The sequence below is a fragment of the Hyphomicrobiales bacterium genome, from assembly GCA_016710435.1.
Taxonomy (GTDB): domain Bacteria; phylum Pseudomonadota; class Alphaproteobacteria; order Rhizobiales; family Aestuariivirgaceae; genus Aestuariivirga.
In genome coordinates this window covers 1,132,611-1,150,909 of the sequence record JADJVV010000001.1, presented here as the reverse complement: position 1 = coordinate 1,150,909, position 18,299 = coordinate 1,132,611, and the positions used below count along the sequence as shown (strand labels likewise).

The following is an 18,299-nucleotide window of genomic DNA, read 5'->3' as shown; positions in this document are numbered from 1 at the left end:
TCGAATCGTCCTTGATAGAACAGTTCCGAGGTCTCGTCACACCCGCCGCCCGCGCCAAGGCCGCTGAAAGGCTCGATCACCTTAAGGCACTTCAGGCGGCGCGTTGCATTCTCCGTACCAATCGCGCTGCGGCTGTGGAACAGCAGGAGTTTGAGGGTGAGCGGCCGTGAGACACGGAGAGTGTCCCTTCTTGAATCCTTAACGCCTCAGCCTCTAGCGTCCGCGCTCCATGTTTTCGCTCTTTACATCGGTCGGCCCGGAGATTCCCTTCACCTTGCTGTTGCTGGCATTGCTGGGGTTTCGCCACCGCGTGACGCCGAAGGCCAACCTCTTCATCAAGGCGCCGCCGGCACGCGTCTTCGAAATCGTTGACCTCACCGACGGCAAGACCGACAACTGGGGATCAACCCAGGTGAAAGCGGTGCTCGTCGATGCGGGCACGCGCACCTACCGCAAGACCTACACGACCACGCTTTCGACCGGCGTGCAGAAATCCTCGCAGGCCCTGTTCTCGATCGACGAGCGCGTGGCGCCGCACAAGCTGGTGCTGCGCCGCGAGGGACTTGAGGGCCACGGCACTGCGAATGAACTGCTGGCACAGATTTACCAGCTTGAAGAGGAAGAGGGCGGCACACGCCTGTCCATGACCTATGCGTGGGGACCGCGGCCGCTGCTGGCGCAGATGCTGGCGCGCGCCGATTTGTGGGGTGGCATCTTCCGTCTCAAGGGCCTCGCGGAAACAGGGAAGCCCAACGAGCGTCCCTACTTCTGGATCTCGGCCCTCGTGGCACTTGTCACCGGTCTTGTCTCGCTGGTCGCCTTCGGCGTGCTGCTGGGCTGGAAGGCCGCGGTGATGCTGGTCTTCGCGTTGTTCGTGCACGAGTTCGGCCATCTCTTCGCCTACCGCCTGATGGGACAGCCGTGGGGGCGGATGGTGTTCCTGCCGTTCCTCGGAGCCATCGCCCTGCCGCGCCTTCCGTTCGACAGTCAGGGGCAGGCGGTGTTCGCTGCTCTCATGGGGCCGGGATTTTCGACGCTGCTGGCGTTGCTCTGTCTCGTGCCTGCCATGCTGGGTGATGCCCCCAACCCCTATGTGGCGCTGTTCGGACTCATCGTGGTGGGACTCAACATCTTCAACCTGCTGCCGGTGGAACCACTGGATGGGGGCGTTGCCTTGCGGTCGGTGCTGACGCGGCTCATGGGTCCGGCGGCGCGCTTCGGCCTCATGGCGATCGGACTCCTGATCGGCGGCATCGGCCTTCTCATGCAGCAGTTCGTGCTGGTCATGTTCGGCGGTATCGCCATTCTTGCCAATATCCGCGACCGGCGCATCGATGCTGGCCTGGTGCCGTTGAGCCGCCTGCAGATCGTCATCACGATCTTCGCCTATATTGCAATGACAGCGGCCTATATGACGCTCTTCAAGTATTTCATGAACTACGCCAGCCTCTTGAAATCAGGGGCCTGAGGGGTTAGCGCGGGTACCCCATGGCGCTGGCACGGCACTACCGCGAACAATTGAAAGACGGCACGCTCAAATCCGACGCGGCGCAGGCCGCGGTGGTGGAAAAGCTGTCCGCACTCGCCGCCCAACTGAACCGCATGCCGCCACAGAAATCCACATTGCTCGGCAAGCTGTTCGGCAAGGCGAGCCTTCCCGCACCGCGCGGCCTCTACATCCATGGCGAAGTGGGGCGCGGCAAAACCATGCTCATGGACCTGTTCTGTGACAGCGTGCAGGGCTGGCCCAAGCGGCGCATCCACTTCCACGCCTTCATGCAGGACGTGCATGCCCGGCGGCAGCGGCTGGGCGGCGAGGATGTGATCAACCGCATCGCGGATGAGTGGGCGCTGAGCGCGAAATTGCTGTGCCTGGATGAAATGCAGATCGCCGACATCGCCGATGCGATGATCATCGGCCGCCTCTACGAGGCACTGCTGGCACGGGGCGTGGTGCTGGTGACAACCTCCAACCTGCCGCCCGAGGCACTGTACCGGGATGGCCTCAACCGCCAGCTCTTCATGCCCTTCATCGCGAAACTTCGTGACACGCTGGATGTGATCTCCCTCGATTCCGTCACGGATTACCGGCTGGGCCGGGTGCGGGCGCGCGAGACGTTTCTGCATCCCGCGACAGCGGAGAATCGCGTCGCCTTCAATGCGCTATGGAAAGACCTCACCGATGGAGCGGCGGGGGATGCGGAAACGCTGGAGGTTCTCGGGCGCACGCTGACGGTGCCCAAGGCCGCCCATTCCTGCGCCGCCTTCACCTTCGCGGAACTCTGCGGAGCGGCCCTGGGGCCTCCTGATTATCTTGCAATATCCAAGGCCTATCGCACCGTCTTCGTCTCCGGAATTCCTCGCCTCAAGGCCCAGCAGCGCAACGAGACGAAGCGCTTCATCCTAATGATCGATACCTTCTACGACGCCCGCACCCGCCTTGTGGCACTGGCCGATGCACCGCCCGAGGATCTCTTTCCCAAAAACCAACATGCCTTTGAAAGCCGGCGCACGGTGTCGCGCCTCAAGGAAATGCAGGCGGCATCGTGGTGGGGTGTCACGCCGGTTGAAACCTGAGGTGACTTTTGCGGCGGCACCGCCCAAAGTCGGATTCCCGGCCCTTGCCCCTCGGGCCTAAGGGGACTACAGAGTTGCCGATTTCGCAGGCGCGCGTCCTGCCCATTGCTTGCAACGGGCAATCGGGACCCGCGCCATTTCACTGAGATGGGGCTTGCCCCGATCGCAAAAGTCTCCAACTTTTGCGGGGCAAGCCCTGAATATGCCGCGAATGGGCGGCGGAGAGGGGTTTCCATGGCGCGCAAGAAAATCGCATTGATCGGTGGTGGCATGATCGGGGGGACGCTGGCGCATCTCGCTGCGCTCCGCGAACTGGGCGACATCGTGATCTTCGACATCGCCGAGGGCCTGCCGCAGGGCAAGGCGCTGGACCTTTCGCAGTCCGGTCCGGTGGAAGGCTTCGATGCCAGGCTCTCCGGTACAAATGGCTACGAGGCGATTGCCGGTGCCGATGTGTGCATCGTCACGGCCGGTGTGCCGCGCAAGCCCGGCATGAGCCGCGATGACCTCGTCGGCATCAACCTCAAGGTCATGAAGGCGGTGGGCGAGGGCATCAAGGCACATGCGCCGGATGCCTTCGTGATCTGCATCACCAACCCGCTCGACGTGATGGTGTGGGCGCTGCAGAAGTTCTCCGGCCTGCCGAAGCACAAGGTCATCGGCATGGCGGGCGTGCTCGACTCGGCCCGCTTCCGCCACTTCCTCGCGGATGAATTCAACGTCTCGGTGAAGGACGTGACCGCCTTCGTGCTGGGTGGCCATGGCGACACCATGGTGCCGCTCGTTCGCTATTCCACCGTTGCCGGCATTCCGGTGCCGGATCTCATCAAGATGGGCTGGAGCACCGAAGAGAAGATCGCCAAGATCGTGCAGCGCACGCGCGATGGCGGTGCGGAAGTCGTGAACCTGCTCAAGACGGGTTCGGCCTATTACGCACCCGCCTCCTCCGCCATCGCCATGGCCGAGAGCTACCTCAAGGATTACAAGCGCGTGGTTCCGTGCGCGGCCTATCTCGATGGACAGTATGGCGTGAAGGGCACCTATGTGGGTGTGCCCGTCGTCATCGGCGAGAAAGGCGTGGAACGGATCGTCGAAGTCACGCTCATGGATGAAGAGAAGGCCGGCTTCCAGAAGTCCGTATCCGCCGTGCACGGCCTTATGGACGCCGCCAAGGCCCTGGCGCCGGAACTGGCGTGAAGAATGCTTCGAGGCATTGCTTCGCAATGCACCTCAGCATGAGGACCACTTAACTCCCACATCCTGAGGTGCTGCCGAAGGCGGCCTCGCAGGATGCGCAATACGCGGGAACGAGGACACGAGATGAATATCCACGAATACCAAGCCAAGGAACTCCTGCGCCAGTTCGGCGTGACGACGGGCAAGGGTGCGCCTGCCTTCACGGTCGATGAGGCGGTGAAGGCTGCGCAAGGCCAGCCCGGTCCGGTCTGGGTCGTCAAGGCGCAGATCCATGCCGGCGGCCGCGGCAAGGGCGGTGGCGTGAAGGTGGTGAAGTCGATCGATGACGTGCGCAAGGAAGCCGAGCGCATGCTGGGCATGACGCTGGTCACGCACCAGACGGGCCCGCAAGGCAAGCTGGTGCAGCGCCTCTACATCGAGGAAGGCACGGCCATCGCCAAGGAACTCTATCTCTCGATCCTCGTCGACCGCGCCACCTCGCAGGTGGCTTTTATCGTCTCCACCGAAGGCGGCATGAACATCGAGGAAGTGGCGCACGACACGCCGGAGAAGATCACGACGGTGCATGTCGATCCCGCCACGGGCCTCATGCCGCACCACACGCGGCGCATGGCCAAGGCGCTGAAGCTCGATGCGGCCCAGGCCAAGCAGTTGGCCAAGATGGCGGCGGGCCTCTACACGGCCTTCGTCGAGAAGGACATGAGCCTCCTTGAAATCAATCCGCTGGTCATCACCAATGACGGCAACTTGGTTTGCCTCGATGCCAAGGTGAACTTCGATTCCAACGCGCTCTACCGCCATCCCGAAATTGTCGAACTGCGTGACCTGACGGAAGAAGACCCGAAGGAAATCGAAGCCTCCAAGTACGACCTCTCCTATGTGGCGCTGGATGGTTCCATCGGCTGCATGGTGAATGGCGCCGGCCTTGCCATGGCCACCATGGACATCATCAAGCTCTATGGCGCCGAACCCGCCAACTTCCTCGACGTGGGCGGCGGCGCCTCAAAGGAAAAGGTTGCGGCGGCCTTCAAGATCATCACAGCCGACCCGCGGGTCAAAGGAATCCTCGTCAACATCTTCGGCGGCATCATGAAGTGTGATGTCATCGCCGAGGGCGTGATCGCGGCGGTGAAGGAGGTGGGCCTTCAGGTGCCGCTGGTGGTGCGCCTCGAAGGCACCAACGTCGATCTGGGCAAGGCCATCATCGCCAAGTCGGGCCTCAACGTCATCCCCGCCGATGACCTCAACGACGCCGCCAAGAAGATCGTGAAAGCCGTGAAGGAAGCTGCCTGATGTCCATTCTCGTTACAAAGAAAACCAAGGTCATCTGCCAGGGCATCACCGGCAACAACGGCACCTTCCACACCGAGCAGGCCATGGCCTATGGCACGCAGATGGTGGCAGGTGTGACACCTGGCAAGGGCGGCATGAAGCATCTGGGCCTTCCGGTGTTCGACACCGTTGCGGAAGCGCGCGACGCGACGGGGGCGGATGCGTCCGTCATCTACGTGCCGCCGCCCTTCGCCGCCGATTCCATCCTCGAAGCGATCTCGGCTGAAATTCCCCTCATCGTCTGCATCACCGAGGGCATTCCGGTTGCAGACATGGTGAAGGTGAAGCGGGCGCTGTCGGGCTCCAGGTCGCGCCTGCTCGGCCCCAACTGCCCTGGCGTGCTGACGCCCAATGAATGCAAGATCGGCATCATGCCGGGCAACATCTTCAAGAAGGGCAAGGTCGGCATCGTCTCGCGCTCCGGCACGCTGACCTATGAAGCGGTGTTCCAGACCACCCAGCAGGGCCTTGGCCAGACGACGGCGGTGGGCATCGGCGGTGATCCCGTGAAGGGCATGGAATTCATCGACGTGCTGGAGATGTTCCTTGCCGACCCCAAGACCGAGTCGATCATCATGATCGGCGAGATCGGAGGTTCGGCCGAGGAAGAAGCCGCGGAATTCCTGCGCAAGAACAAGGTGAAGAAACCGATGGCCGGCTTCATCGCGGGGCGCACCGCCCCTCCCGGACGGCGCATGGGCCATGCCGGCGCCATCATCTCCGGCGGCAAGGGCGACGCCGGCTCCAAGGTCGATGCCATGAAGCGGGCCGGCATTGCCGTGTCGGATTCACCCGCCCTCCTGGGCGAGACCCTGATGAAGAAGCTCAAGCGGAAGTAATTTCGACTTATTTGCAATGGAAATGTAACCGGCGGGGCGCTAAGACTCCGCCGGTACCATTTTGGTGCGGCAGTACACATATTCAGTTCAACACTTCGGTTCAGGGCGATTGCGCCCCTCCGGCATGCTGGCAATGAAGCCAGTCCCCGGCGAAACCAGACGGGACGGACGACCATGAACAAGACGGAAGCCACCGCGGCTTTTGAGGAAACCTCGTTCCTCTATGGCGGAAACGCCCAGTTCATCGAGGAACTCTACGCCAAATTCCTGCAGAATCCCGCCGCCGTGGACGCCCACTGGCGGTCTTTCTTTGAGGGGATGGCGGATACCCAGGCGAAGCCGCACGCCCCCTCCTGGGCCCGCGCCGACTGGCCGCTGAAGCCCGCCGACGAACTGACAGCTGCCCTCGACGGCAACTGGGCTGCATTGGAAAAGCTGCTCGCTCCCAAGATCGAAGCCAAGATGAAGGGCGAGGCAAGGCCCGCGCCCGCTGCCCCCGCCGCACCGGCCCCCTCTGCCGGTCCCTCCGCCGACGACATCAAGCGCGCCACCAATGACAGCGTGAAGGCGCTGATGATGATCCGCGCCTACCGCATCCGCGGCCATTTCGCTGCCGATCTCGATCCGCTCAAGCTCAAGGACCCGGAACAGCATCCGGAACTCGATCCCGCCACCTATGGCTTCGGCCCCGCCGATCTCGACCGCCCGATCTTCCTCGACATGGTGCTGGGGCTGGAAAGCGCCACCATGCGCCAGATCGTCGACCTGCTGAAGCGCACCTATTGCGGCACGCTGGGCGTCGAGTTCATGCACATCACGGATGCGGAACAGAAGAGCTGGCTGCAGCAGCGCATCGAAGGCGTGCACAAGGAAATCACCTTCACCGCCAACGGCAAGAAGGCGATCCTCAACAAGCTCATTGAATCGGAAGGGTTCGAGCAGTTCCTCAACGTCAAGTACACCGGCACAAAGCGCTTCGGCCTCGATGGCGGTGAAAGCATGATTCCGGCGCTTGAACAGATCATCAAGCGCGGCGGCGTGCTGGGTGTGAAGGAAATCGTGATGGGGATGGCGCACCGTGGCCGTCTCAACGTGCTCGCCAACGTGATGGCAAAACCTTACTCCGCCATCTTCCACGAGTTCCAGGGCGGGTCTTCCACGCCCGACGAAGTGGAAGGCTCGGGCGACGTCAAGTATCATCTCGGTTCCTCGTCGGACCGCGCCTTCGATGGCAATTCGGTCCACCTTTCGCTCACCGCCAATCCGTCGCATCTGGAGATCGTCGATCCGGTGGTGCTGGGCAAGGCGCGCGCCAAGCAGGACCAGCGTGGCGACAAGACCCGCACAACCGTGATGCCGCTCCTCATCCATGGCGATGCCGCCTTTGCCGGCCAGGGCGTGGTGGCGGAATGCTTCGGGCTTTCGGGCCTCAAGGGACACCGCTCCGGCGGTTCGCTGCACTTCATCGTCAACAACCAGATCGGTTTCACCACCTCGCCGCTGTGGTCGCGCTCGTCGCCCTATCCTTCCGACATCGCCAAGATGATCGATGCGCCGATCTTCCACGCCAATGGCGATGACCCGGAATCGGTCGTGTTCGCAGCCAAGGTGGCGACGGAATTCCGGCAGAAGTTCAAGAAGCCGGTCGTCATCGACATGTTCTGCTACCGCCGCTTCGGACACAACGAAACGGATGAACCGGCGTTCACGCAGCCGCTCATGTACAAGCGCATCAGCGCCCACAAGACGGTCGTTGCCCTCTATGGCGAGCGGCTGATTGCCGAGGGTGTGATCACCGCCGACGAGTTCGACGGCATGAAGGCCGATTACCGCAAGCGGCTGGAAGAGGCGATGAGCGTCGCCACCGCCTACAAGTCCAACAAGGCGGACTGGCTGGATGGCCGCTGGGCCGGACTCAAGTCGGCGTCCGCCGCCGATGATGAGCGCCGGGGCACGACGGGCGTTCCGGCGGAGCGCCTGAAGGAAATCGGCCTCAAGCTCACCAAGGTTCCGAAGTCCTTCACCGTGCACAAGACAATGCAGCGCGTGCTCGACGCGCGCCGCAAGATGATCGAGGACGGCAACGGCCTGGATTGGGCCATGGCCGAGCACCTCGCGTTTGGCACGCTGCTGGACGATGGCTTCAAGATCAGGCTTTCCGGCCAGGACGTGCAGCGCGGCACCTTCTCGCAGCGCCATGCCGTGCTGGTCGACCAGGTGACGGAGAAGCGCTACACGCCGCTCAATCACCTGAAGAAGGACCAGGAGATCAAGATCGAGGCGATCAACTCCATGCTCTCGGAAGAGGCCGTGCTGGGCTTCGAATATGGCTACTCGCTCGCCGAGCCCAACACGCTCACCATCTGGGAAGCGCAGTTCGGCGACTTCGCCAATGGTGCGCAGGTGGTGTTCGACCAGTTCCTGTCGTCGGGCGAACGCAAGTGGCTGCGCATGTCGGGCCTCGTCTGCCTGCTGCCCCATGGCTACGAAGGCCAGGGGCCGGAGCATTCCTCCGCGCGGCTTGAGCGCTTCCTGCAGATGTGCGCCGAAGACAACATGCAGGTTGCCAACTGCACCACGCCCGCCAACTACTTCCACATCCTGCGCCGGCAATTGAAGCGAGACTTCCGCAAGCCGCTCATCATCATGACGCCGAAGTCGATCCTGCGCCACAAGCGGGCGACATCGTCGCTGGCGGAAATGGGCGACGGCACGACATTCCACCGCATCCTGTGGGATGATGCGGAGTCGCTTCCCAACGAGAAGATCAAGCTCGCCAAGGACGACAAGATCCGCCGCGTCGTGCTGTGCAGCGGCAAGGTCTATTACGATCTCTATGAGGAGCGCGAGAAGCGCGGGCTGGATGACATCTATCTCCTGCGTGTGGAACAGCTCTATCCCTGGCCGCACAAGGCGCTGGCCCAGGAACTGGCCCGCTTCAAGAAGGCGGAATTCGTCTGGTGCCAGGAAGAGCCGCAGAACATGGGCTCATGGAGTTTCGTGCAGCCCGGCATCGAGCGCGTGCTGGAGTTCATCAAGGCCAAGAACACGCGGCCCCGCTACGTGGGACGTGCCGCCTCCGCCGCCACCGCGACCGGCCTCATGAGCCGGCACCTCAAGGAACTGAAGATGTTCCTTGATGAAGCCCTGTCCTGATTTTCAAGTTTCCGATCGAAAGCAACGTCCATGAGCACTGACATCAAGGTCCCCACCCTCGGCGAAAGCGTCGTCGAGGCCACCATCGCCAAATGGCTGAAGAACGAAGGCGACGCCGTGAAGGCGGATGAGCCGCTGGTTGAACTGGAAACCGACAAGGTGGCGGTGGAAGTGCCGGCGCCCGTGTCCGGCAAGCTGGAGAAAATTCTCGTGCAGGCCGGTGCCACCGTGAATGTCGGTGCGCTCCTGGGCTCGATTGCCGAAGGCGCTGCCGGTTCCGCGTCCGCCGCCCCGAAGCCTGCCGCTGCACCCGCACCCATCCTCACGCCGGCGCCTGCCGCCAAGGCTGCGGAGCAGCCGCTGTCTCCGGCGGTGCGCAAGGCCGTGGCGGAATCGGGTGCCAACCCTGCCGATATTGCCGGCACGGGCAAGGATGGCCGCCTCACCAAGGCGGATGTGGCGGCCCATGTGGCCAAGCCCGCTGCACCTGCACCGACACCTGCGCCCGTGGCGGTTTCAGTGCCGGCCGTTCCCGCCGCTCCGGCGGGCGCGGAGGAGCGCGTGCGCATGACCCGGCTTCGCGCCACCATCGCGCGCCGCCTGAAGGAAGCGCAGAACACGGCCGCCATGCTGACCACCTTCAACGAGGTGGACATGACGGCGGTCATGGCGCTCCGCAACCAGTACAAGGATGTGTTCGAGAAGAAGCACGGTGTGAAGCTGGGCTTCATGAGCTTCTTCGTGAAGGCGGCGGTGCAGGCGCTCAAGGACATTCCCGCCGTCAATGCCGAGATCGACGGCGAGGATATCGTCTACAAGAATTACTACCACGTGGGCGTGGCGGTCGGCACGGACAAGGGCCTTGTGGTTCCCGTCGTCCGCAATGCCGACATGCTCTCCTTCGCCGGGATCGAGAAGACCATCGCCGACTACGGCAAGAAGGCGCGGGACGGACAACTCACCATCGCCGACATGCAGGGCGGCACCTTCACGATCTCCAACGGCGGCATTTATGGGTCACTCATGTCGACGCCGATCCTCAATGCGCCCCAGTCCGGTATCCTCGGCATGCACAAGATCCAGGAGCGGCCGATCGCCGTCAACGGACAGGTCGTCATCCGCCCGATGATGTATCTGGCGCTGTCCTACGACCACCGCATCGTGGACGGCAAGGAAGCCGTCACCTTCCTCGTGCGCCTGAAGGACGGCCTCGAGGATCCGCAGCGCGCGCTGCTGGATCTGTGAGGCCGCTGTTCATGTCCCACGATCTCATCATCATCGGCACGGGTCCCGGCGGGTATGTGTGCGCCATTCGTGCGGCGCAGCTCGGCATGAAGGTGGCCGTGATCGAAAAGCGCGCCAGCCATGGCGGCACCTGTCTCAATGTGGGCTGCATTCCCTCCAAGGCTCTGCTGCACGCCACGGAACTTCTGGCGGAATCGAAGCATGCCTTCGCCAGGATGGGCCTCATCAGCGAGACGACGGTCGACTTCGCGCAGATGATGACGTTCAAGCAGGAGGCGATTGACGGCAACACCAAGGGCATCGACTTCCTGCTCAAGAAGAACAAGGTCGACGTGATCCGCGGCACGGCGAAAATCCTCGGGCCGGGCAAGGTCGAGGCCAACGGCACGGTGCACGAGGCGAAGACCATCGTCATCGCCACGGGTTCGCATGTGGCGGAACTGAAGGGCGTTGCGATCGACGAGCAGGCCATCGTCTCCTCCACGGGTGCGCTCGCCCTGAAGGAGATCCCGAAGAGCCTCACCATCATCGGTGCCGGCGTCATCGGCCTCGAACTCGGGTCCGTCTATGCGCGGCTCGGTGCGACGGTGACGGTGATCGAATATCTCGACCGCATCCTGCCCGGAATGGACGCGGAAGCGGCCAAGGCCTTGCAGCGGCTTCTCACCAAGCAGGGTCTGACCTTCAGGCTCTCCACGAAGGTCACGAGCGCCAGCCGTATTGCTCAGGGTGTGATGTTCACAACAGAGCCCGCCGCAGGTGGCGCCGAGGAACGCATGAGTTCCGACGTGCTGCTCGTGGCCATCGGGCGCAACCCCTATACCGAGGGGCTGGGCTGCGATGAGGCGGGCATCCGCCGCGACAAGCGGGGCCGTATCGAAGTGGGCGATCATTTCAACACCAGCGTTCCCGGCATCTATGCCATTGGTGACGTGATCCGCGGACCCATGCTCGCCCACAAGGCGGAAGACGAGGGCATCGCGGTTGCCGAAATCATCGCGGGCCAGGCGGGGCATGTGAATTATGATGTCATTCCCGGTGTCGTCTACACCTCGCCAGAAGTCGCCAGCGTGGGCAAGACCGAGGAAGAGTTGAAGGCTTCCGGTGTCGCCTACAAGGCGGGCAAGTTCCTTTTTCTCGCCAACGGCCGCGCCAAGGCCAACCAGACCACCGACGGTTTCGTCAAGGTGCTGGCCGATGTGGCGACCGACCGTGTGCTGGGCTGTCACATCGTGGGCCCGCAGGCGGGCGAACTGATCCACGAAGTTGCCGTGCTCATGGAGTTCGGCGGCTCGGCGGAAGACCTTGCGCGCACCTGCCATGCCCATCCGACGCTCGCCGAAGCGGTGAAGGAAGCCGCATTGGCCGTTGCGGGACGCGCCATTCACAGTTGAGAAACCATGCATCCTGCATCCGTTCAAATTTGAACGGTTTGATTCAGGGCCTCGCAAGCGGATTTGCCTAAAACTCGTCCTAACAAGAAACGAGGGATGGCCATGTCTGGTGACGTTAAGAATGTCGATGTGATGGTTCTGGATGACGACGTTGATCTTTTGACCAGCGTCGCCGAACTGCTGGCGGATGTGGGCTACCGGGTGAAAGGCTTTGCCGATCCGGAAAGTGCCGTTGAATTTGCGGTGGATCAGAAATTCGCCGTGGGTGTGTTTGATTTCCGCCTCGGCAGCGTGAAGAACGGCCTCGATGTTGTGGAGACCCTGCAGGCCATGGGCTCCAACGCGGCGATCGTGATGGTGACGGCGGATGTGGAACGCTCGACCCAGCTTCGCGCGCTCGGCCTCAAGGTGTTCGAGTTCATGCGCAAGCCCGTGCAGCCGCAGGAATTGCTCAACACCGTTGAGCGTGCCTTGCAGCACTCGGCCAAGGCGGCCTGATCCCTCTTCCTAAAGTCCCGTCGTCGGTGCCGGTCTGGAGAACCAGCCGAAACGTCCATGCCTGAACGGCGTGGGATCGACGCAGGGCTTCTCGCCCGTGATGATCTCCGCCATCAGCTGGCCCGCACCTGGTCCAAGGCCGAATCCGTGGCCCGAGAGTCCCGACGCCACAAACAATCCCGGAACCTTGGAAATGGCATCGAAAACCGGAACCGCGTCCGGCGTTGCATCGATCATGCCGGCCCAGCGCTCCACCACTTCAATGCCCTGGAAGGCGGGAAAATCCGCCTGCAACGCCGAGAGCGCTTCCCGCAGGATGCCGTTGTAGGGCTTGGGATCGAGAATGCGCCAACGCTCGAAGGGAGAAATCTGGTCGAGCGCCCAACGCTTGCGCATGATGAGTTCGCGCACATAGCGGCTGCCCATCCTGATCTTCACGCCCCCGAAGTCGAGGCGGAGCAGCGGCAGGAATTTCATGAACTGGCGGAAATGTCCGGGAGTGAGTTCCGCGACGGAGAGATGGTTGTGGGTGATCGTGTAACCGCCGTCGAGGCGGCGGCGCGCGGTATATTTGCCACCGGAAATGGTGTGCTTCAGGCCGGCATCACGCGGCGCCGTGCGCAGCACCGAACAGACGACACCGAGCTGGGGGAATTTGACCCCGGCATTGCGCAGGAAGGCGCGTGACCAATAGCCGCCAGCGACGACAACCGTATCGGTGCGGATCGTTCCCTTCTCGGTGACAAGCGCCGAGACCTTGCCGGCGGATGTTTCAATGCCGCGGGCGGCGCAGTGGGTGAAGATCAGTCCGCCGCGCTTCTGCAAGGCCCGCGCCATGGCGGACACGGCGATCGAGGGTTCCGCCCGGCCATCCTCGGCGGTGAAGAGTCCGCCCCGCCAGGCCTTGAGCGAACCGGGCGCGAGAGCCGCCACTTCCTTTGCATTCACCAGACGGGTGTTGAGTTTGTTCGGCACGGCATTGTCGCGGTGCCAGGCTTCCTTCTGCGCGAACTGTTCGTCGGTTTCGCTCATGTAGAGGATGCCGCTCTGGCGGAAGCCCGTTTCCGCGCCAACACGCTCGTTCATCTTGCGCCACTTTTCCAGCGCCACGAGGATCAGTGGAAGTTCACGGGGGTCGCGGCCCATCTGGCGCACCCAGCCCCAGTTGCGGCTGGACTGCTCGCAGGCGATCTCGCCCTTTTCCACCACCACCACGAACAATCCGCGTTCCGACAGTTCCAGCGCCGTCATGACGCCGATGATGCCGCCGCCGACGATGACGGCATCGGCCTTTTCGGGAAAATTGTCGTTGGGGGTTACGATGTCGAGTGAGGGAAGGGCGCCGCGCATGAGGCTTGGTAGAGCAGGACGCTGATCCGGGCAAGATCAAGCGCCGGGAAAAGCCTTGCGATATTGCTGCAGCAGATGGGCGCGGTTGACCTCGGTATAGACTTGCGTCGTGGAAAGCGAGGCGTGTCCCATCAATTCCTGGATGACGCGGAGGTCGGCACCGTTGCCGAGGAGATGCGAGGCAAAGGAATGGCGGAGCGCGTGCGGTGTTGCCGTATCGGGGAGCGACAAGGCGCCGCGCAGCTTTTCCATGAGCAGCTGCACGATGCGGGGTGACAGAGGTCCACCCTTTTCGCCCCGGAACAGGGGCTGGTCGCGGGCAAGGTCAAAGGGACACGCCGCCTGGTATGCCGCAACGGCGGCCCTGGCGCTCTCCAGCACGGGGACGAGGCGGTCCTTGCCGCCTTTGCCGCGCACCCGCATGGGCGAGGCTGCAAGGGAATCCGGTGTCAGGCCGAGGCATTCTGAAATGCGGAGCCCGCAGGCATAGAGCAGCGTCAGCACGGCACGGTCGCGCAATCCCACCCAACCCGGCTCAAAGGCGGCCGACAGGTCGGCGGTGTTGCGGGCGGCGTCTTCGGCGAGGGGTCGGGGAATCGCATGGGGCAGCTTCGGTGTGCGCAACGCCCCGTAGGCTGGATTGACGAAATGGCCGTTGCGTTCGGCGAAGCGGAAGAAGGAGCGCAAGGCCGACACCTGGCGGGCGACGGAGCGGCTGGCGATGCCCTCACCCTTGCGGCGGGCCAGGAAGGCGCGGAAATCACCCAGCGCCAGCGCGGCGAGATCGGCCTTGCTGGCGGGCCGGTCCTGATGTTCAGCGAGGAAGGCCGCGAACTGCATGAGATCGCGCGCATAGGCCTCGCGCGACTTCACCGCCAGGCGGCGCTCGGAGGCCAGCGACTGCAGCCACTTGCCGGCAATTCCGGCGGCATCGGGAGCGAGGTGGAATTGGGTGAGGTCCATGGGCCAGCGAGGCTACCCTCAACTCCTTGCCGGGGCGTTACCCGCCGCTGGTCACGGAAGGCGCGTAATGTTCCACCACCGGAAAGGGATCATAGAAATGATGGAGCAGCGCCTTCCATGCGGCATAGCGTGGCGACTGGCGGAATCCCGTTTCGTGGGCCTCCACGGTTTCCCAGCGGACCAGCAGCAGAAAGCGGTCCGGCGTCTCGACGCAGGGAAGCACCTCCATGCCAACGAAACCCGGCGTGGCGGCAATCAGCGGCTCCGCCTGGCGGAGCGCCGCCGTGAAGGCGTGGGCTTGCCCCGCCTTCACCTGCAGGACTGCATGCTCGGTGATCAAATGCTCTGCCCTGATTTTTTCCAGTCGGCGAGGAATGCTTCCAGGCCCTTGTCGGTGAGCGGATGGGCATAGAGCGCCTTCAGCGTGGCGGGCGGGGCCGTGACATAATCGGCACCCAGCAATGCGGCTTCCTTGATGTGGTTCACGGTCCGCATGGAGGCCGAGAGAATGTTCGTATCGAAACCGTAGTTGTCATAGATGGTGCGGATCTCGCTGATGAGGTCCATGCCGGGCAGTCCGATGTCGTCGAGGCGGCCGACGAAGGGCGAGATGAAGGTGGCGCCGGACTTTGCGGCAAGCAGGGCCTGGTTGGCCGAGAAGCAGAGCGTCACGTTCACCATGGTATCTTTCTCGCGGAAGGCGCGGCAGGCCTTGAGACCAGCGGGCGTCAGCGGCACCTTGACGGCGATGTTCTTGGCGATGGCGCGCAGCTCGTTGCCTTCGCGGATCATGCCGTCATAATCGAGTGCCGTCACTTCTGCGGAGACGGGGCCTTCCACGAAGGAACAGATTTCCGCGATCACCTCTTTGATCTTGCGGCCCGACTTGGCGATGATGGAAGGATTGGTGGTGACGCCATCCACGAGGCCCATATCGTGACAGGCCTTGATCTCGGCGATATCAGCGGTGTCGACAAAGAATTTCATGACTTACTCCTCAGGTTTGATGCGGGGGTCCATGCCGCAGGCGGCTTTCGCCTGCGCGCACAGCAGTTCGATGATGGGTGCGAAGTCCTTCCGCCCATGGCGGGGCGAAGGACAGAGAAAGCGGAGGCTGTTGGTGAGGAAGACGCCATCTGCTTTCTCGAGTTCGGGCACTTCGACGGGACGCTCCGCGATGGAGAATCCGGCGCGGGCTGCAACGCCTATCACGTTTTTGCGCATGATGCCGGGGAGGATGCCCTGGTCCAGCGATGGCGTGACCAGTGTCGTGCCGAAGGTGAGAAAGACATTGCCGATGGTGGATGACGCGACGCGGCCCCTGGTGTTCAACATCAGTGGCTCGGCGGCCGACTCGGCCTGTGCCTCCCGCGCGGCGAGAATCTGGTCCATGTAGGATGTGGTCTTCATGCGCGAGGCATCGGAGGTGTCGTTGCGGCACACCGAGACGAGGCGGAGCTCCGTCGGCCGGAACATCAGCGCGGCGTTGAAGGGTTGCAATGTCGCGATGTAGGTGAAGTCATCCGTATCGGTCGCCAGTCCCCGTCCGGCGGAGCCTCGCGTCAAAGTGAGGCGCAGGACGTGATGGGCCGCCACGCCCTTGCACAGCACGGCAACGGAATGGGCTATTTCATCACGTGGACAGGCTATGCCGAGTTCCGCCGCGCTGGCCGCGAGGCGGGCGAGATGATCCTGCAGATCAAGAGCCACGCCATTCAGCACGAGCATGGTCTCGAACAGGCCATCGCCCAGGGTAAGGCCCCGGTCAAAAGGCGAGAGCGCAATGTCACCGTCGTACAAACCGCCCTTGAACCAGACACGCTTCATGCCGTCACCTTGAGGAAATTGCGAAGCATCTCGTAGCCATGTTCCGTAAGAATGGATTCGGGGTGGAACTGCACGCCGTAGGTGGGATGATCCCTGTGGCGGAGGCCCATGACTTCGCCTTCCTCGCTCCGCGCGGTGATGGTGAGCGGCGAGCCGTCGCGCGGTTCGACGATCAGGGAATGATAGCGTCCGGCACTGAAGCGCTGCGGCAGGCCTTCGAAGACACCGGAGCCGTCATGGGTGATTTCGGAACTGTCGCCGTGCATGGCCTTCTTCGCCCGGGTCACCACATCGCCGAAGACTTCGCCAATCACCTGATGCCCGAGGCAAATGCCGAGAATGGGGACCTGCCCGGAGAGTTCGCGCACGATGTCGAGGGATTGTCCGGCCTGGCGTGGGGCGCAGGGGCCCGGCGAGACGACGATGGCCTTGGCCTTGAGATCGCCGCGGCTCACCTCGTCATTGCGGCGGAGCAATACGCGTTCGCCCAGTTCCTCGAAGTAGCGGGCGACGTTGTGGACGAAGCTGTCGTAGTTGTCGACGATGAGGATCATGGCGCATCCTCCAGCGCGGCGCGGATGCGGGCGATCTTGGTGAGGCTCTCGTCATATTCGGCGGCGGGTTGCGAGCGCGCGGTGATGCCGCCTCCGCCCTGCACGCGCACCATGCCGCCCGCCACCTGCACTGTGCGGATGGCGATGTTGAAGTCACAATGGCCGCTGAAGCTGATGTAGCCGATGGAGCCGCAATAGACGCCGCGCGGCGCTGCCTCCAGTTCGGCGATCACCTCCATGGCCCTGATCTTCGGTGCACCGGTGATCGAGCCGCCGGGGAAGACCGCGGCGAGAAGATCGACAACCGTCTTGCCCGGCCTGAGGCCGCCCTGCACCACGGACACGAGATGGTGCACGTTGGCGTAGGATTCGAGCCCGCACAGCACCGGCACCTTGACCGTGCCCGGCAGCGCCACGCGGGAGAGATCGTTGCGCAGGAGGTCGACGATCATCACGTTCTCGGCGCGGTCCTTGCGGGAGGCCTGCAACTCCATCGCCAGCGCCTCATCGCGCATGGGGTCGGCATCGCGGCGGCGCGTGCCCTTGATGGGACGCGCCTCTGCCGTTTCGCCGTCGAAGCGGACAAGACGTTCGGGCGAGGACGAGATGATCTTGATGTCATCATAGTCAAGCAGCGCCGCAAAGGTCGCGGGGTTGCGCTGGCGCAAGCGCTCATAGAGGGCGAAGCTGTCGAAGCCCGCGGGCTCAGGTGCGGCGAAGGTCTGCGTGATGTTGGCCTGGAAGATGTCGCCGTCGAGGATGTAGTCGACCGTGCGCGCCACGTTGCGTTCATGCGTGTCGCGCGTCACCTGCGCGGAAAGGTCCGGCACCGTGCCATTCCCCAGCGCTTGCTGGCGCGGACGCAGGCGTTGCTCCAGCGCATCCGCATCGGCTGAGGTGCCTGCGAAAATCCAGGCGCGTTCCTGCAGATGGTCGATGGCGATCACCGTGTCGAAGCGGTGCATCACCATGTCGGGGCAGAGGGGCTGGAAGGCCGGAATGCGCGCCTTGGGTTCGAGATGGCGGCCGTAATCATACGAAATGTATCCGGCCCAGCCGCCCTGAAACGGCGGGAGTCCTGCCACATGGGCGCGGGGCTGTGCGGCCAGCAGGTCTTGCAGCACGGCGAAAGGCTCATGGTCCTGCGGCGTGCCATCGAGCAGCGCCTTGCCGTCCTGCACGACCAGCGTTTGCGCGGGATCGCACGCGAGGAAGGAATAGCGGCCAAGATGCTCGTGGCGCTGCACGCTTTCGAGCAGCGTGAGGGCGCGTGCCCCCTTCAGCCGCCGCGCCATGGCAAAGGGTTCCGCGTAGATGATCTCGCGGACGAAGGGTGGCGCCGGACGCGGGCGGGCTTCGGTCATGAC

General features: G+C 63.3%; 16 protein-coding genes. 9 read left to right on the top strand and 7 right to left on the bottom strand.

The window, feature by feature from the left end; translation table 11 throughout:
• Positions 1 to 229 precede the first annotated feature (229 nt).
• From IPM06_05575 to IPM06_05535, 9 genes are all read left to right on the top strand, one after another.
• Positions 230 to 1,468, top strand: a complete 1,239-nt coding sequence (locus tag IPM06_05575) for a hypothetical protein (protein MBK8769883.1) — start codon at positions 230 to 232, stop codon at positions 1,466 to 1,468.
• Between the two features lie 20 nt (positions 1,469 to 1,488).
• Positions 1,489 to 2,577, top strand: a complete 1,089-nt coding sequence (locus tag IPM06_05570) for an AFG1 family ATPase (GenBank protein MBK8769882.1) — start codon at positions 1,489 to 1,491, stop codon at positions 2,575 to 2,577.
• A gap of 234 nt (positions 2,578 to 2,811) precedes the next feature.
• Positions 2,812 to 3,774 carry a malate dehydrogenase gene (mdh, locus tag IPM06_05565; GenBank protein MBK8769881.1) on the top strand — a complete coding sequence of 321 codons (963 nt, stop codon included), beginning with the start codon at positions 2,812 to 2,814 and terminating at the stop codon, positions 3,772 to 3,774.
• A gap of 123 nt (positions 3,775 to 3,897) precedes the next feature.
• Positions 3,898 to 5,067, top strand: a complete 1,170-nt coding sequence (sucC, locus tag IPM06_05560) for an ADP-forming succinate--CoA ligase subunit beta (protein ID MBK8769880.1) — start codon at positions 3,898 to 3,900, stop codon at positions 5,065 to 5,067.
• Positions 5,067 to 5,945: a succinate--CoA ligase subunit alpha gene (gene sucD, locus IPM06_05555; protein MBK8769879.1), complete on the top strand. Its 879-nt coding sequence runs from the start codon at positions 5,067 to 5,069 to the stop codon at positions 5,943 to 5,945. Before sucC ends, sucD begins: the two co-directional genes overlap by 1 nt.
• Positions 5,946 to 6,119: 174 nt before the next feature.
• Positions 6,120 to 9,101 carry a 2-oxoglutarate dehydrogenase E1 component gene (locus tag IPM06_05550; protein ID MBK8769878.1) on the top strand — a complete coding sequence of 994 codons (2,982 nt, stop codon included), beginning with the start codon at positions 6,120 to 6,122 and terminating at the stop codon, positions 9,099 to 9,101.
• Between the two features lie 30 nt (positions 9,102 to 9,131).
• Complete coding sequence (gene odhB / locus IPM06_05545; GenBank protein MBK8769877.1) at positions 9,132 to 10,346, top strand: 2-oxoglutarate dehydrogenase complex dihydrolipoyllysine-residue succinyltransferase; 1,215 nt, start codon at positions 9,132 to 9,134, stop codon at positions 10,344 to 10,346.
• Positions 10,347 to 10,357: 11 nt separating this feature from the next.
• Positions 10,358 to 11,740 (top strand): dihydrolipoyl dehydrogenase, encoded by a 1,383-nt coding sequence (locus IPM06_05540; GenBank protein ID MBK8769876.1) that lies wholly within the window; start codon positions 10,358 to 10,360, stop codon positions 11,738 to 11,740.
• A 102-nt stretch (positions 11,741 to 11,842) separates the two neighbouring features.
• Positions 11,843 to 12,238 carry a response regulator gene (locus IPM06_05535; protein MBK8769875.1) on the top strand — a complete coding sequence of 132 codons (396 nt, stop codon included), beginning with the start codon at positions 11,843 to 11,845 and terminating at the stop codon, positions 12,236 to 12,238.
• Positions 12,239 to 12,247: 9 nt separating this feature from the next.
• Here the strand turns inward: IPM06_05535 and IPM06_05530 are convergent, their stop codons facing one another.
• Genes IPM06_05530 through pabB form a run of 7 tightly spaced genes read right to left on the bottom strand, consistent with a single transcriptional unit; the run spans position 12,248 to position 18,296 of the window.
• Positions 12,248 to 13,588 (bottom strand): FAD-binding oxidoreductase, encoded by a 1,341-nt coding sequence (locus IPM06_05530; protein MBK8769874.1) that lies wholly within the window; start codon positions 13,586 to 13,588, stop codon positions 12,248 to 12,250.
• 36 nt (positions 13,589 to 13,624) lie between these two features.
• Complete coding sequence (locus IPM06_05525; GenBank protein MBK8769873.1) at positions 13,625 to 14,551, bottom strand: tyrosine recombinase XerC; 927 nt, start codon at positions 14,549 to 14,551, stop codon at positions 13,625 to 13,627.
• Between the two features lie 37 nt (positions 14,552 to 14,588).
• Positions 14,589 to 14,891, bottom strand: coding sequence for an antibiotic biosynthesis monooxygenase (locus IPM06_05520; GenBank protein MBK8769872.1), 303 nt, complete (start codon positions 14,889 to 14,891; stop codon positions 14,589 to 14,591).
• Positions 14,888 to 15,538: a fructose-6-phosphate aldolase gene (gene fsa / locus IPM06_05515; protein MBK8769871.1), complete on the bottom strand. Its 651-nt coding sequence runs from the start codon at positions 15,536 to 15,538 to the stop codon at positions 14,888 to 14,890. The genes IPM06_05520 and fsa overlap by 4 nt, the downstream gene beginning before the upstream one ends.
• A gap of 3 nt (positions 15,539 to 15,541) precedes the next feature.
• Positions 15,542 to 16,378, bottom strand: coding sequence for an aminotransferase class IV (locus IPM06_05510; GenBank protein MBK8769870.1), 837 nt, complete (start codon positions 16,376 to 16,378; stop codon positions 15,542 to 15,544).
• A complete protein-coding gene (locus IPM06_05505) occupies positions 16,375 to 16,932 on the bottom strand; it encodes an aminodeoxychorismate/anthranilate synthase component II (GenBank protein MBK8769869.1) in 558 nt (185 codons plus the stop codon). The genes IPM06_05510 and IPM06_05505 overlap by 4 nt, the downstream gene beginning before the upstream one ends.
• Positions 16,929 to 18,296, bottom strand: coding sequence for an aminodeoxychorismate synthase component I (gene pabB / locus IPM06_05500; protein MBK8769868.1), 1,368 nt, complete (start codon positions 18,294 to 18,296; stop codon positions 16,929 to 16,931). The genes IPM06_05505 and pabB overlap by 4 nt, the downstream gene beginning before the upstream one ends.
• Between the last annotated feature and the right edge of the window lie 3 nt (positions 18,297 to 18,299).

Bases quoted from the DNA above. Each gene is read 5' to 3' on its own strand.
- IPM06_05575 (MBK8769883.1), top strand. From the start codon at position 230: ATGTTTTCGCTCTTTACATCGGTCGGCCCGGAGATTCCCTTCACCTTG.
- IPM06_05570 (MBK8769882.1), top strand. From the start codon at position 1,489: ATGGCGCTGGCACGGCACTACCGCGAACAATTGAAAGACGGCACGCTC.
- mdh (MBK8769881.1), top strand. From the start codon at position 2,812: ATGGCGCGCAAGAAAATCGCATTGATCGGTGGTGGCATGATCGGGGGG.
- sucC (MBK8769880.1), top strand. From the start codon at position 3,898: ATGAATATCCACGAATACCAAGCCAAGGAACTCCTGCGCCAGTTCGGC.
- sucD (MBK8769879.1), top strand. From the start codon at position 5,067: ATGTCCATTCTCGTTACAAAGAAAACCAAGGTCATCTGCCAGGGCATC.
- IPM06_05550 (MBK8769878.1), top strand. From the start codon at position 6,120: ATGAACAAGACGGAAGCCACCGCGGCTTTTGAGGAAACCTCGTTCCTC.
- odhB (MBK8769877.1), top strand. From the start codon at position 9,132: ATGAGCACTGACATCAAGGTCCCCACCCTCGGCGAAAGCGTCGTCGAG.
- IPM06_05540 (MBK8769876.1), top strand. From the start codon at position 10,358: ATGTCCCACGATCTCATCATCATCGGCACGGGTCCCGGCGGGTATGTG.
- IPM06_05535 (MBK8769875.1), top strand. From the start codon at position 11,843: ATGTCTGGTGACGTTAAGAATGTCGATGTGATGGTTCTGGATGACGAC.
- IPM06_05530 (MBK8769874.1), bottom strand. From the start codon at position 13,588: ATGCGCGGCGCCCTTCCCTCACTCGACATCGTAACCCCCAACGACAAT.
- IPM06_05525 (MBK8769873.1), bottom strand. From the start codon at position 14,551: ATGGACCTCACCCAATTCCACCTCGCTCCCGATGCCGCCGGAATTGCC.
- fsa (MBK8769871.1), bottom strand. From the start codon at position 15,538: ATGAAATTCTTTGTCGACACCGCTGATATCGCCGAGATCAAGGCCTGT.
- IPM06_05510 (MBK8769870.1), bottom strand. From the start codon at position 16,378: ATGAAGCGTGTCTGGTTCAAGGGCGGTTTGTACGACGGTGACATTGCG.
- IPM06_05505 (MBK8769869.1), bottom strand. From the start codon at position 16,932: ATGATCCTCATCGTCGACAACTACGACAGCTTCGTCCACAACGTCGCC.
- pabB (MBK8769868.1), bottom strand. From the start codon at position 18,296: ATGACCGAAGCCCGCCCGCGTCCGGCGCCACCCTTCGTCCGCGAGATC.